General features: G+C 61.0%; 8 protein-coding genes. 7 read left to right on the forward strand and 1 reads right to left on the reverse strand.

Annotation, left to right across the window (positions count from 1 at the left end):
• Positions 1 to 3 precede the first annotated feature (3 nt).
• Positions 4 to 2331: a type VI secretion system Vgr family protein gene (locus NKH73_RS12210; RefSeq protein WP_352931639.1), complete on the reverse strand. Its 2328-nt coding sequence runs from the start codon at positions 2329 to 2331 to the stop codon at positions 4 to 6.
• Between the two features lie 247 nt (positions 2332 to 2578).
• Between NKH73_RS12210 and tagH the strand changes: the two genes are divergently transcribed.
• From tagH to NKH73_RS12245, 7 genes are all read left to right on the forward strand, one after another.
• The gene (gene tagH / locus NKH73_RS12215) at positions 2579 to 3667 is read left to right on the forward strand and encodes a type VI secretion system-associated FHA domain protein TagH (RefSeq protein WP_352931641.1); all 1089 of its coding nucleotides are present in this window, start codon (positions 2579 to 2581) and stop codon (positions 3665 to 3667) included.
• A 400-nt stretch (positions 3668 to 4067) separates the two neighbouring features.
• Positions 4068 to 5585 (forward strand): type VI secretion system protein TssL, long form, encoded by a 1518-nt coding sequence (gene tssL / locus NKH73_RS12220; RefSeq protein WP_352931643.1) that lies wholly within the window; start codon positions 4068 to 4070, stop codon positions 5583 to 5585.
• A gap of 22 nt (positions 5586 to 5607) precedes the next feature.
• The gene (gene tssM, locus NKH73_RS12225) at positions 5608 to 9159 is read left to right on the forward strand and encodes a type VI secretion system membrane subunit TssM (protein ID WP_352931644.1); all 3552 of its coding nucleotides are present in this window, start codon (positions 5608 to 5610) and stop codon (positions 9157 to 9159) included.
• Positions 9160 to 9317: 158 nt separating this feature from the next.
• The gene (locus NKH73_RS12230) at positions 9318 to 10088 is read left to right on the forward strand and encodes a PP2C family protein-serine/threonine phosphatase (protein ID WP_352931646.1); all 771 of its coding nucleotides are present in this window, start codon (positions 9318 to 9320) and stop codon (positions 10086 to 10088) included.
• Positions 10088 to 12610: a serine/threonine-protein kinase gene (locus NKH73_RS12235; RefSeq protein WP_352931648.1), complete on the forward strand. Its 2523-nt coding sequence runs from the start codon at positions 10088 to 10090 to the stop codon at positions 12608 to 12610. Before NKH73_RS12230 ends, NKH73_RS12235 begins: the two co-directional genes overlap by 1 nt.
• A gap of 11 nt (positions 12611 to 12621) precedes the next feature.
• On the forward strand, positions 12622 to 13128 hold the full coding sequence (locus tag NKH73_RS12240; RefSeq protein WP_352931650.1) for a DUF1036 domain-containing protein: 507 nt from the start codon (positions 12622 to 12624) through the stop codon (positions 13126 to 13128).
• Positions 13125 to 15452: a M23 family metallopeptidase gene (locus NKH73_RS12245; RefSeq protein ID WP_352931652.1), complete on the forward strand. Its 2328-nt coding sequence runs from the start codon at positions 13125 to 13127 to the stop codon at positions 15450 to 15452. Before NKH73_RS12240 ends, NKH73_RS12245 begins: the two co-directional genes overlap by 4 nt.
• Positions 15453 to 15549: the final 97 nt, after the last annotated feature.

Here is a 15549-nt window from a genome sequence, read left to right on the forward strand (position 1 = left end):
GCCTCAGTTCTGGAGGATTTTCGAGCCCTTCATGGTGATATTATTCGATGCTTTCGCGTTGATCTTGCCTGAAGCGGTGACAGAAATATCCTTGCCCTTGATCAAGATCTCACCATTCTTCTTCATGATGATCATCGCACTACCGCACTTGAGCGTGATGCTGTCCTTCACCTCGATCGTCATGTTCTTGCCGACGGCAATCGTCATGTCGTCGGCGACCTGAGTCAGGCTCTTTTTGGCCACCTTCAACAGGTGGCCTCCGCCGACCTCGCCCGTTTGATCGCCGCCGACCTTGGTCGTCCGTGTCTTTCCTATCTCGGTGTTATGCGCCCCACCAATCTTAATCCCCTGATCAGCACCAATCTGAATGCTCTGCGCCGCAGAGATCTGCCAACTGTCGTCCGCACCAATATCGTGACTCTGCGCCGCACCCACCGTGACCGACCGTGTCGCACCGATTGTATTGGCTTGCGGGCCGCCCACGGTCCGGGTCTCGGATGCGCCAACTGAATCGACCCGAGCCGCGCCGACCGTCACCGTCTGGACGGCGCCGACAGTCTGCGTATGTGCTATGCCGATCGTCTCCGTCGAGTTCGACCCGATATTGATCGTCTCGTTCGACCCCACCGTCAGCGAGCGATCGACCCCCACCGTCTCGGTATCGTTGTTGCCAATGTCGGTGGTCTGGTCGACCCCGACCTTGACCGTCTTGTTGTTGCCGACGTCCTCGTCGAGGTTGTGGCCGACGGAGTGCTTGGCGTCGTGGTCGATGCGGTCGGACTGGTCGTGTTGCACCAGCTTGGTGCGGTCGTTCTTGATCAGCAGGTTGTGGTCCTTCTGCGCCTGGAAATTGACCAGTTCGGAGCCGGCCTTGTCCTCGAACATCAGCTCGTTATAGCCGCCACCGCCCTTGGAGGAGTCCGACTTCCAGCCGGATTGCGTGGCGCTGCCCGGCAGACCGTACGGCGGCATCTGGGCGGCGTTGTAAACCCTGCCGGTGATGATCGGCAGATCCGGGTCGCCTTCGATGAAATCGATGATGACCTCCTGGCCGATGCGCGGTATCTGGATGAACCCCCAGCCGCTGCCGGCCCAGGTCTGCGAGACGCGCACGAAGCAGGAGCTGTTCTGGTCCTTCTTGCCCAGACGATCCCAATGGAACTGGACCTTCACCCGGGCATATTTGTCGGTGAAGATCTCCTCACCGGATGGGCCAACCACCGTCGCCGTCTGAGGACCGCGCATGATCGGTCGTGGTGTGATCCGTGGCGGACGATAGGGCAAGGCAGCCGGCGCCACGCCGAGGATCACCTTGAAGTTCTCGCTGCCGACGTCGGCAAGGGCCCTGTAGCCCGGATCGAACAGCCTATATTCGGCGCTGACCACCAGGTACTCCTGATTCTGGTCCTCACGCGGGAAGCCGTCCAGTTGGAACGTGCAGCCCGAATACAGCCCACGCACGGTTCCAACAGCAGCGATACGCTGGTGCACGGCCTGGATTTCCTCGCGGCGGATCGCAGCCAGGCTATCGCCGCGGCCAACGTCAAGATGCGCGCCGGGCTGGCGGTAGTTTTCGCCCGCCGCCAATTTGTGACCGAACGGCTGGGCGGATTTGGCCATCAGGTCGGCGCCCGGTTTCTGGAAATCATAGTCGGTATGCGCATAGGCGCCCGGCCGCACCGAACTCCCCGGTATCCATTCCGTTATATACTCGACATCGCGCCGGGAGCCTTGCCCTTCAAAGTGATAGGGTACTTTCTCATAGCCCGGCGCGGGCTTCAGCTTGTTCATCGCATCGGCGAGCACAAGTGTATGCTTGCCATCGTCATGCTCGAAGAAATACAGAATGCCTTCGTGCTCGAGCAGCCGCTGCACGAAATCGAGATCGGTCTCGTCATATTGCACGCAGTATTCGCGCGGCGGATAGGATCCTTGCAGGCGCTTCTCGAATTTTGCCGTGCTGTATTTCGAGAAAACCTCCTCGACGATCTCGATGACGCTCATGTTCTGGAAAATGCGGCAATCAGTCGTGTTGCCGAGGAACCAGAGCCATGGCCTGATGACCGCTTCGTAATATGCCAGCCTATCCTCGATCCTGGTGAGCCGAAATTCCGAGATCAGCCCGCTGAACCAGCGTTTCGGATCGGATTCACCTTCGATCGAGACAGCACCGCCCAGCATCTTGAGCGGGTCGATATCGGGGCTGCTACTGACGAACCCGACAGTATAGGCCAAACAACGACTGATCTCGTCGCGCCCGACAAGATGGGTGAAGGTCAACAACTCGGCGCCAACCGGTGTCTGCACAACCGTAGCACGTTCGTTCGGCATGGGTCGTGCCCCTCCTAGACGCCGCCGCCAGTGTAGCGGATTTGGAGTTCCTGCTATGTGATCAGCATCACCTTCAGGAACGCCACGCCATGTTGAGCCTACCACAAGTTTTCCTGCCGACCAAAAAGAACGAGCGGCAGTTAAACCTTGCCTTATGGATTTCATCGACTTGAAACGCTGCTGTCCTGTTATACTTGCAAGCTGCTAGAATGGTAGCGTATCGATCGGCGATCGACGGCGATTTTGGATGTTCATCAGGCTGCAGATCAACAATATCGACGCCCTGCCCGCTGGCATCTCAACCGGCTATGCAGCCCGTGACCGCAGCTTCGAGATCGGACGCGAGGCTTGTGACTGGACCTTGTCCGACCCGGACAAATTCATCTCCGGCCGGCACTGCGAGATCAGGTACGACGCGGGCGCGTTCTGGCTGCACGATGTCTCGCGCAATGGAACTTTCATCAACGGATCGAGCCAGCGCATGGCCGGCCCGCATCGGCTCGGTCATGGCGACCGGCTGCTGATTGGCCGCTACGTCATCTCCGTAGCGATTGACGACGAGCGAGCTGCGACAGGCCAAGCTCAAGGCAACCGCGGTTCGACGCAACGGGAAATGCCGGTTGCCACGGGCCGGCCGCTGGACTTCGGCAACGAGCCTTTCTTCAGTCCGGCGGAGCAACGGGCCGGGCAGCAGGCGCCAGCATCGACGTCTTCCTTGCTGCAGCCCATTCCTCCGCCCTCGGCGGGGTCCGCACCCCGCCGCCCTGACGCAGACGAGGTGCTGCGGGTAATCGCGATCGCAGCCGGCATTTCACCGGAATTGCTTCAATCGCGTGACAAGCATGAAGTTGCTGCCGAAATCGGCGCGGTGCTGCGGACGATGGTCGAGGAGCTGGCCTTGCTGCTGAAAGCACGGGCGGCTGCGAAGATACTGGCCAAGAGCACACACCGGACGATGATAAGTGCTGAGGACAACAATCCCCTAAAGTTCGTCCCGGGAACCGACGACATCCTTGAGATCATGTTCGCACGGCGCAGAGCCGGCTATCTCGATGCCAAGCGCAGCATCGAAGACGCATTCCGTGATCTCAAGACGCACGAATTTGCCACCTACGCAGCCATGCAAGCTGCTCTCTCCCGGCTGCTTGACGACTTGTCGCCCGAGGCGATCGGCAAAAAGCTACCGCCGACCTCGTTCAGTTCGAAGAAGGGCCTGGCCTGGGATGCCTTTGTCGCGAAATGGCGGACCATGGAGGAAGCCCACGAAAACGGCATGCTGGATATATTCCTGTCCTATTTCAGCGAAGCCTATGCCAAGGCCGACAAGCAAAAATAGGCTGGAAGACTAAAACGGGCGCATGCCCGGAAATCGGATCGTTTGCTGCGTTGACCTTTGGTTGCGAAACGAATTAGGCGGCAACTGGAAAGTCCTTTGCGGTCCAAAAGGACGCGCGGCGCTTAAGTTGACAAAGAAAAATCCTTTGGCAGCACTGCTTTAGGTTCCAATCGACAGCTTCTGAGATTACGATCACATACGACAGTTCGCCAGCGGGTAAGGCTGATTGACCTAGGGGTCTGCGGCAAATGTCATGTTACGGCGGGATAGTGTTTTGTAGCCGACTTTCTTCCAGACACTGCCCTCGTCAGCAGCGCCTGCACTTCCTGCATATGACCAGGAACCGCTCTGCGCCCATCTGGCGCAAACGCGGGCATCGCAGCTGGACGGAATACCTGCAATGAGCTCGAAGGACAATCCTTTCGGCCCGGCGGGCAAAACGGTCATTCGCGCAAATCCACGACGCGAGCAAAAATCGGCGCCAGCTGCTCAGGGGCCTGTTACTGGCGGCGGGCAGCGCGATCCCTCCCCAGTCAAGGATTCAACAATTTTCGATCCAGGTGTTGGCCGGCATGCGCCCCCGGGCTGGATATCCGGAACTGTGATCTATCAAGGCGCATCTTCCGATGCCGCGATGGCAACCGGTTCTTCCGCGGCGACGCCAGCCATGCAGCAGGATGTTCTGCTCGATGCCGCGGACAGCGTCAGCTATTCCGCCGCAAACCCGATCCTCGCCGCGGCCGCGCCCTTGCTGATGCTGCTCGGCCAGCTCAGGCTCCTGTCAGTCGAAAGACAGGCGGAGCCACTGGCGGAGCATGTCGCCGATACGATTGAAAAGTTCGACCGGACAATGGAGAAGTCAGGCGTTCCCGAAGAGGATGCCCGGATCGCAATATTCGCCCTTTGCGAAACCGCTGACGATCTGATCGGCAACCTGCCCTGGCCGAAGAGTGACGACTGGGCGCAGCACGGCATGCTGTCGCGGTTCTTTCACGTCGAACCCACCGGTACGGGCTTTTTTGAAGCGCTGAACAAGGTGCTGGCCACGCCGGAGGCACACTACGATTTGCTCGAATTGATGCATGCCTGCCTGTCATTGGGGTTCGAAGGCCAATATCGAGGCCTGGCGCGCGAGGACACCGACCTCGAACGCGTCCGACGCGACGTCTACGAGACGCTTCGCTACTTCAGGGCTCGCACCAACGAAGAGGTCTCGCCGCACTGGCAGGGCATGGTGGCGACAATGACGAAATCGTCCACCCGGCTGCCGCTCTGGGCCGTTGCGGCAGCTGCATCGGCGCTGCTGACGGCAGCGTTCTTCACGTTGCGGGTCTTCATCACCAACGAGGGCGAAGCCGTTGCCGGCCAACTGCTGGCCCTCAATCCATCGACGCCGGTCACCATCGAACGCGCCAGCGTGGCGCCGTTGGCCGAACCGGTGAAAGTCGCCCCGCCTGTCGCCGCCCCCGCCACCCAGATCGATCGCATCCGTACCGCACTGGCCAAGGATATCGCGCGCGGCGGGCTGATCGTCGGCACGCAAGGCAGGTTCATCGTCGTGGAGATCAACAATCTCCTGCTGTTCCAATCCGGCAGGGCCGAGATAAAGCCAGAGTTTGGACCGATAGCCGCGGACATCGCCGCCGCGCTGGAATCCGAGCCCGGACCGATCCGGATCGTCGGCCATACGGACAATATAAAACCGCGAAAATCGAGCGCGTTCAAATCCAACTTCGACCTTTCCGTCGCCCGGGCGAAGGCTGTCGAAGCAATGATGGCGCCGCAATTCAGCCAGCCTTCGCGGATCACGGTCGAGGGCAAGGGCGAGGACGAGCCGATCGCCGACAATACGACCCCGGAAGGCCGCGCTCAGAATCGCCGTGTCGACGTGATGATCCCAAAGGAGGAGACGTTGTGATCGCGGCCGGTTGGAAGCGCCCATGACGCGTTGGCTGCTGCAGATATTCAGCGTCATCGCGCTGGCCGGTTTCGCAGCAGCCGTCTGGTTTGCCGGGCCATTGATCCGCTTTGCCGACACCCGCCCGCTCGGCTCCGTCTGGCTGCGTGGCACGATTATAGGGGTCACCCTGGCGATCGCGGCGCTCTTCTACGGCTTCCGTTTCTGGCAAATGCGAAAGGCGCAAAAAGCGCTCGAGGCGGCAATCGTCCGCAGCGACGACAGAGATGGCGAGCCGCAGATGCTCGAGGCCCGCATGAAGGAGGCCATTGCGACGCTGAAGCGGTCGAGCGGCAGGGGCAACTTCCTCTATGAGATCCCCTGGTACATCATCATCGGCCCGCCGGGCGCAGGCAAGACGACGGCACTGGTTAATTCGGGCCTGAAATTTCCGCTTGCCGGGTCGGGTGACGCCCAGCCGGTAGCCGGTATCGGCGGCACACGGTCCTGCGACTGGTGGTTCACCGACGAGGCCGTGCTGATCGACACCGCCGGACGCTACACAACGCAGGATTCGCAGGCCGAGAGCGACAAAAAAAGTTGGCTTGCCTTTTTAGCGCTGCTCAAGAGATACCGCACCAGGCAACCGATCAACGGCGTCATCCTGGCCATCAGCCTTGCCGACCTCATCAGCTTCGATGATCAGCAATTGAACGCCCATATCGTCGAAATACGCAGCCGCTTGCGGGAAACATACGAAACGCTGAAAGTCCAGTTCCCGGTCTACCTGCTTTTCACCAAGGCGGACCTTGTCTCCGGGTTCATGGATTATTTCGGCGGGTTCGACGAACAGCGCCGGCGCAAGGTGTGGGGCGCGACATTCCAGACCACGGATCGCGGCAAGAACATGGTCGGCGCGGCCCCGGCCGAGTTCGAAGCACTGGCAAGACGGCTGGCGGAGGAGGTCCCCGACCGCCTGCAGGAAGAGACTGATCCAGTCGCGCGCATAGCCCTCTTCGGCTTTCCGGCGCAATTTGGCGCGCTGAAGGGACGGATTGCCACGTTCGTCGCTAGCCTGTTCGATCCGGCCCGCAGCCAGGTGAATGTCAGTCTGCGTGGATTTTATTTTTCATCAGGCACGCAGGAAGGAACACCGATTGACCAGGTGCTCGGCGCAATCGGCCGCAGTTTCGGCGGCAGTCCCGGGACGCATCTGTCCGGCACCGGCAAGAGCTTCTTTTTGCACGACCTTCTCACCCGCGTCATTTTTGCGGAGGCCGGGTGGGTTTCACACGACAAATCGGCTGAAAGGCGTGCGGCGATCGCCAGATATGGCGGCCTTGGCATAATCGCATTGATCGCCGCGGCGGCCCTGGGCACCCTGGCCATGAGCTACACAGCCAACAGGTCGCTGATTGCCGCCACCACCCAGGCGATGAACCAGTATCGCGAGACAGCGGGCCCGCTGCTCAAAAGTACTGAGGTCACCGATGTCGATCTCGAAAACGTCATTGGCCCGCTCGACCAGTTGCGCAATCTGCCGGCAGGGTTCGAAACCGGCGACTTGCCAACACCGGTCGAGGAGACGTTCGGCCTCAGCCAGCGGGAAAGACTTCTTTCGGCGTCCAAAACCGCATACCGCCAAGCGCTGGAGCGCACGTTCCGCGCGCGCCTGTTGATACAGGCCGAGCGGACGATCCAGGCCAAGATGGCTGACCCCGCCGCGCTCTACGAACCGTTGAAAATCTATCTGATGCTTGGCGGCAAGGCGCCAAAGGTCGACGACGCGCTGATCGTTTCCTGGATGAGACAGGATTGGGAGCAGAACCGGTATCCGGGCGAAAACAACCGCGAGGGACGGGCGCAGCTCGAAAAGCATTTGCGCGCCATGCTTGCATTGGACGACGCCTATGATCCGGTTTTCGAACTCAACCGACCGCTTGTCGAATCCGCCCAGCGCTCGCTCGGGCGGATGAGCCTGGCAGATCGCGCCTCCGCATTGATCAAGTCGGCTGTATACGCGGCAGCGCTGGACGATTTTTCTGTTTCAACGAAAGGTGGCCCGGAAGCGAAATTGCTGTTCGAGCGCATAGACGGCAGCGATCTGGCTGATGTTGGTGTTCCCGGCATCTACACCCATGCCGGCTTCAACGACTTCTACCTCGGGCAACTCTCGCGCGTCGCGCAGATGCTGGTCGACGACCAATGGGTCCTCGGCGGTGGCGGCGAGCAAGGCGGCATCGATCAGGAACTGCTCAAGCTCGGTCCAGAACTTCTCGATCGGTACGGAAACGATTTCACCGCGGCCTGGAACGCCGTTCTCGATGAATTGAGGTTCAAAGCGATGCTGAAGGACAAGCCGCATTATTTCGCGCTTTCCGCCGCCGCGTCGCCAACCTCGCCGATCGACCAGCTTTTTACGGCGATAGCGGACGAGACAGCCCTGACGCGGGAAGCCGGAGGCAACAGAGCCTCCGAGCTAGAATCCGGCGCGGTTCAGAACCAGCCGCAGACGTCTGCAGATATCGCCAAGGGCTTGGCGCGCATCGGCATACAGATTGCCACAGGCAAATCGCAAAGCCGCGCCGGCGCAGGGTCCTCGAGCGCACAGCATCCCGGAGCAAAGATCGAAGCGCAGTTCAGGTCATTCCAGACGCTGGTGAACGGTCCTGCCGGACGCCGCCCGATAGATGCATTGACCCAGAATTTCCGTGACATCTACCAGAGCCTGCAACTGGCGGCAGACGTTCCTTCGCAGACGGAACGCGTCAACATCAATCTGCAACTGCAGATATCCACCCTTCGCGCCAATGTCTCGCGTCTGCCCAAGCAGCTCGCGCGGATGGTCAACGCGACGGCCGACGAGTTTGAGGGCAACGTCGCCGAAACCTCGGTAGCGAATCTGAACCAGATGCTCGACCAGACGGTGACGCGCGCCTGCGAAGAGGCGGTCAACGGACATTATCCCTTCGCCGGCAATGGCACCGAGGACATCGCAATGGCGGATTTCTCGAAACTGTTCGCTCCGGGCGGGCTGATGGACCGGTTCTTCGCACAGAATCTCGCATCGCTGATCGACATGACCGGCCAGGACTGGAGTTGGAAACAGGATGCGCGCTTGGGGCGCGACCTTCCGAAGTCGACCTTGAAGGACTTCCAGCTTGCTGCCGAAATCCGCAACGCCTTCTTTCCCTCCGGTGGTTCTGTCCCGTCGGTAAGCGTCACCTTTACGCCGGTTTCACTGCATGGCGATGCCGATGCGGCAAATCTCGACGTCGACGGCCAGATCGTCCAAAGCAACCAGGCAGGCAACGCGCCAAGCACTGTGACCTGGCCGAGCAGCGGGACTTCGGCGTCCGCCAGCCTGAGCTTGACGCCGGAAATGCCAGGCCGCGAGTCCGCCATCAAGTTCGACGGTCCGTGGGCGCTGAAGCGATTGCTGGACAAGGCTGATATCACCAGCACCGGCGGCAATACGGAAGCCCGCTTCGTGATCGGCGGGCGCGATGTCGCCTATAGGATCCAGACCGGTTCGGACCCCAACCCCCTCCTCCTTCCCGCGCTTTCCGGGTTCAGCTGCCCAAAGGCCTTTTGAGATGGCCTTCGGGCTTTCCAGCATGATGACGCCATCCAGGGGCCGCAGACGCTCGGACGTTGATTTCGATATTCTAATATCCGCGCCTGTGGCAAACTGGCGCGAGCGAGCGCGGGAAAATGCGCCGCGGAGGACGCTTGCGAAGCGCTTGGTGGCAAATGAACAATGTCGCCCTTCCCTTTGAAAGCTTCGGCGTTAGCCACAGAGGCTGTGTCCGCGAGCTCAATGAGGACAGCTATCTGGTCGAGCCGGAAACCGGCCTCTGGGTCGTGGCCGACGGAATGGGCGGACATGATGCCGGAGAAGTCGCCTCGGCCAGCATCGTCGATCATCTGGCAACGATCGGCATCGCAAGTTCGGCACCGGATCTTCGCGCGCGCTTCGAGGACCGGCTGAGTCGGGCCAATGCCGAGATCCGCGGGATATCGGAGTCCCGCGGCGTAACCATAGGCTCCACCGTCGCTGCCTTGCTGGCTATGAATGGGCGGTTTGCCTGCCTATGGGCGGGCGACAGCCGGGTCTATCTGATCCGCAACGGCTCGATCTCGCAGATTTCGAGGGACCATACCGAAGTTCAGGAACTTCTCGACAGAGGCATGATCAGCGCGGCCGAAGCGCTCACCTGGCCGCGCCGCAATGTCATCACACATGCGGTTGGTGTCAGCGACGAGATCGTCATCGACTTCCAGCAAGGCGAAATCATGACGGGGGACATTTTCGTGTTGAGCACCGACGGGCTGACGGCGCACGTCACCGACGCCGAGATCGAGGCGGCAGCGGTGTCCGCGACACCTCAGGCGGCGTGCCAAAACCTGCTGCAGACGGTGCTGGCGCGCGGCGGGACAGACAATGTCACGATTGTGCTGGTGAAGATCGGAGACGGCAGCAACGGGTCCCGTCCTGATCCATCCGCGGAGGTTGGAGGCTGATGAGCGCCGACGACAAGACGCGAATATCGCCTGGCCTGGCAAACACCGCCGTCGGCACGCAACTCAGCGGCATCTACGAACTTGACGAGCGGATCGCGTCCGGGGGCATGGGTGAAGTTTACCGTGGCCACAACATCCAGACCGGTGACCACGTCGCGATCAAGATCGTCCTGCCCGAGTTCGCCCGTGACCAGACGATCCTGTCTCTGTTCCGCAAGGAAGCCTCGATCCTCAACCACCTGTCGCACGACGCGGTCGTCAGATATCACGTCTTCACGATCGATCCCGGGATCGCCCGGCCCTACCTTGCCATGGAATTCGTCGACGGTGAATCGCTGTTCGACGTCATGCGGCGTGGCGCGATGCGGACGGAAGACGTGCGCAAGCTCTGCCACCGCCTTGCATCCGGTCTAAGCGCTGTGCACCAGGCAGGAGCAATACACCGCGACCTTTCCCCGGATAACATCATCCTGCCAGGAGGCCGGGTCGACCGTGCAAAGATCATCGACTTCGGCATCGCGCGATCGGCGACCGTCGGTGGAGAGACCCTGATCGGCGGAAAGTTCGCAGGGAAGTACAGCTACGTTTCTCCCGAACAGCTCGGGCTGTTTGGCGGCGACGTCAGCGAGCAGTCCGACATCTACAGCCTGGGATTGGTGCTGGCCGCTGCGTTGCGCGGAAAGCCGATCGATATGGGCGGCTCCCAGTTTGAGATCGTTGAAAAGCGCCGAACCGTGCCGGACCTGTCCGACATCGATGCCGATTTTCGCGACATTGTCGAAGCCATGCTGCAACCGGACCCGCGGGATCGGCCAGTCAGCATGGCAGACATCGCCAGGCTGACGCGTGACGACAGCGAGGAGACAACGCCTCCGCCGTCCATCACACCTCGCGCCCGGACTGGTCTGCCGCGAACCGGCGAAACCGTCGCGCCCGGTTCCAAAGCCGCCGGGCACGGCTTGCCAACTGCTGCGAAATCGGGGGAGCAGCGCTTCGTCCCGCATGTCCGGCCGGCGCATCTGTCCGCACCGCGGCCTTCGAAGGTCGCCCCTCCTTCGCGCGCGGTCACGCATGATGCCCCCCAGAAGCCTGCAAAGACCCGCAACATCGCAATCGCTGCCTTGGCGGCGCTGGCTGTGGTCTCCGGCGCAGGCGTCTATCTGAGCGGCCTGATGACACCTTCCACGCCGGTCGCCGGCGATACACCGCTTTTGGCACCAGAAGCACCAAAGCCGGCCCCGGCGGACGACGCTGCGAGCCCGCCTGGCAATGAGCCGGCAAAGCGGATTCCAGCCCAGCAGCCAAAACCGGACGGCGCTGCGCCGCCCGTCGAAAATCGGGCCGATGCCGAGGCCAGACAGCAGCCGGAGCCGATACAGCCGGCCAAAGTCCCCCCGCCCACCGAGGAAATCTTGGAGCCGTCTGCAGTCGAGGTGCAAATACCACCCGAAGCGGTTCCGCCGGCAATTCAGCCTGATGCGGTGACCGGCAACAGCCAGCAGGCAGCTCCGCCGGCCGCCGAGGTAGCGCCTGTAGCACCAGCCGAAAAAGCCCAGGCGCCAGCGGTCCAGCCCGATGCCGTGGAGAGCCGGAAGCCCGAGCGACAGGCTGCGGAGGAAGCCAAGGCTGATGTTGAAGCCAGGACCAAAGCGGAGCGAGAGGCCGAAGCGGCGGCGAAGACACAAGCCGAAGAGGAAGAGCGTCAGAAGGCGGAGCAGGCGACGCGGCTCGCTTCGGAGAGGGCCAAGCTCGACGCCGCGCGCAGGGCCGCAGAGCAGGCGCTAAAGGTGGGGCGTGCGCCGCAACAGCAGGCAGGCGAGTCGCCGGACGACGGCACCGTCGCCTTGAATGTGCCCCGACCGGAAGCTCCGCCGGCTCCTCCCGTCGATGCGATGGCGCAACGGGTCTCCTGGGTGCGCGACTTCAGCGGCGGCGATTGTTTCTATGCGGCGTTGACGTCGGCAACCGACAAGGCTGCCGCGATCGAGGGATTTGGAACGGAGGTCCCGCCATTCGAGCGAATGATGTACGATTTCCAGGCAAGATTCCATGTCGAACCGGACATCAGCGTCCGCCTCATTGAACCCGCCCAATGCGAAGTCACCAACTTTTTGCGCTTTCTGGATCAGACAGCGGCCGACAAGCCGCGGCTTGTTCTCGATCGGACGTCGGTGCCGAGCGGTTCGCCGATCAGCGGTACGCTGGTGACGCATGGCGGCCTCATTTCCAGCGTGCTGCTGATCGACCACGAGGGCATGGCATTCAGCCTCGACGATCGTATCGTGGTGCAATCGGACAAGGCCATTTTCAACATCCCGACCAGTCTCGACCCCGCCGACAAGGCGGCCGGCAAGCCCGTGCCGCAGATCATAATGGTCATCACAGGTCGACAGGATATTCAGGCTGCGGCGTTCTCCGGGCCAACCCCGGTCTCGGTGCTGCTGCCCAAAATTCTCGAGGAAATCGAGACCAGCGGATCTGAATTCTCCGCAACTGGACAATACTTCCGGCTCGGCGGATAGCATGGACGCCCATGGATCTCCGCCGCCCGCGTTTTTCCTCCCTGCCCGCTCACCCGCCCAAAAGGCCGGGTGACTTGGTTCGAGCCCTGCTTGCCCTGAGAGACTATGTCAGGATTTCGATTATCCCAGGTGCTGCGCTGCTGGCTTTCCTCTCGACCACCGAGGCGCGTGCCGAATTTACCGTCTGCAATCAGACGCTCGACGTGGTCAATCTCGCCGTTGGCCAGAAGGTCGAGAATGCGGACCAGACCGACGGCTGGTGGACGATCGGCGCAAATCAGTGCGTAAACGTCGTCCGCGAGGAACTGACGAACCGCTACATTTACATCTATGCGACGGACGTTTTTGGTCACGCGATCCTGACCGGGTCGACCGAAATGTGCATCGACCGGCGGCGCTTCTCGATACGCGGCATCGATGAATGCTGGCAACGCGGCCGCATTGCCGCGCGATTTCTCGAAGTCGATACGCTCGAACAGGTGCGGTGGACCTTTTTCCTGACCGGAAGCAATCCGTGACGCACAGTATCGATACGAGCTTCAGGCTGAAAAAGCAGGCGCGCGCTGCCCTTCGCAGACGCAGGCTGTGGCGCAGGCTCCTTGCCGGTCTTGCAGCGATTGTCCTGTTGTCGATCGCCACCGGCTTTTATCTCACCGCGAACTATTGGTCGTTCGGCGATGAAGACGAGGAGTTGCAGGCGGTCGAGGGAACGGACGATGTGCCGGCCGATGCATCGATCTATGTACCTGCCATTATCGAGCTAGCGGGGGATCCTATGTGGATCACCCTCGCGCCCGACGCGGGCGCCGCAACGAAAGGCAAAGTGGTCGCGCGACCGGTGGAACTCGATCAGGCCGGAGTTTCTCCCCAGATCGAGATTCTGTCCGACGTGATGCTTAGCGCCAGCGAAAAATTCATGACGACGATCCCGTCCACGCAAGAAGATTTCGCATTTTTCCAGGCACAGCGGCAGACCGCGGCGGCGCCATCCAGCGATCTGCAAGACGATCCCCAGCTACTCGCTCCAGGTGAAGCTCCGCTTGCTTCTGGTCCGCAGGCGGGCGCCGATGATCCCGAAGCGGGCTGGGGCGAAACAATCGCTGCAGGCGAGGCAGCCCTTCCCGCGTTCCAGAAGACCCAGATAGAAAACAACACAAGCGTCGCAATTGTCATGAGCGAATATCAGCGATTCGAGGCTACCGCAGACACGTTCGTAAAGATTCTCAACGACCGCAGTTTGGACAGCGTTGCCCTGGACGCGCATTTCTCCGCCGATGATGCCAAGCTGGCAGGCGAAGCCCTGAGGTCGCTTTTCAATCGGGAAAGCCTTGAGCCGGGTTATGTCGTCGCGATGCGCGGTTTCAGGCCGGCGCGCGAGACGACAACAATGTCCCTCATGCAGGTTTCGATCTACGCCAAGAACACATTTGTCGGCACGCTGACGCGCAATGCCGCCGGTGCATTTGTGTCGGGCGTTGACCCTTGGGTCCGTGAAGATCTGTTCAATTACTCGGGCGCACAGGTGGAAGGCACGTACAAGAGGCAATACCGGCTACTCGACGCAATCTATTCCACGGCGGCACGTAATAATGTTCCGACCGGGGTGATCGGAGAGGCGATCATGTACCTCTCCAGAGGACAGGATCTGGATGCCTTCGCCAGCCAAGACCAGCGTCTGGTCCTGATCTATTCCCAAAGGCCACGTGGCAAGGAAGAAACTGCCGGGCGGGTGTTGTATGTAGGCGTCCAGGGTAGCGAAAAGAGCCTCGACTGTTTCGTCTTCCAGCAGAGCGACGGCCAGTTTGCATGCGTTAGCGGTGACGATCAGGTTCGCTCGCTGACGGTCACCAACGGCATGGTCACGCCGGTCAACGGGGTCATGACGTCCACCTTCGGTCCACGCAAACACCCGATCCTTGGAACCGTTCGGATCCATAAGGGTGTGGATTGGGCGGCACCCCTGGGTACACCGATTGCAGCCGCTTTCGACGGCGAAATCGTCTTTCAGGATGATGGAAAGGGATACGGCAATCTGGTGAAGATTTCGCACGGAAACGGGAGCGAGACGCGCTATGCGCACATGCAGAGGTTCGCGATCAAGGACGGTGTCGGCACGAAGGTGAAGGCAGGCGATATCATTGGCTATATCGGCACCACCGGCCTCTCGACTGGGCCGCACCTGCATTTCGAACTCTATCGGAGTGGCGAGGCCGTCAATCCCCTGGGCACGGTTACAACAATCGCCACGGACAATTCCGCTGTCGAAACGCTGACTGACCGTATCGTTCATGTCGAAAGTGGCGGCAGCGCCCGTGCCAAGAACCCCAATTCTTCAGCGACCGGCGCCGGCCAGTTCATAACAAAGACCTGGATCAGGATGATGAACACATACCGCCCCGAACTTGCGCGGACATTGTCGACCGCCGACCTGCTCGCCCTGCGCTACGACGCCACGATATCGCGCGAGATGGTGAGCAACCTGGCGCGCGAAGGTGAAGCCTATCTTCGGGCGCGCGGCCACCAGATCACAGCCGGCCGGCTCTATCTCTGCCATTTCCTGGGAATGGAAGGCGCGCATCAAGCGTTGTCGGCGCCGGGTTCGGCGCAATTGAGCGCCGTCCTCGGGTCGGCCGTCATTCAAGCCAACCCGTTTCTCACCGGCAAGACCGCCAGCTATGTCGTGAGTTGGGCCGAACGGAAAATGGGTCGGAAGCTGAGCCCGCCGACGACTGCCGTAAGCCAGCAGACGACGACGACGGAAGTCCGCCAGACATCGCCGGAGTTCGAAAAGTACAAACAGGCGATCACCGCCCTCATAAGCTCGATTCAGAATACCCTTTGAACGTGCTTCTCGCGGGCTCGCCGTTTAGTTGCGCGCCAAAGGTCACTGTTGCCAATTTTTTCGGGCCTTTGTGAACCAGAACTATGACCTGGGTCAC

This window comes from Mesorhizobium sp. M0938 (assembly GCF_040319125.1).
GTDB lineage: Bacteria > Pseudomonadota > Alphaproteobacteria > Rhizobiales > Rhizobiaceae > Mesorhizobium > Mesorhizobium robiniae.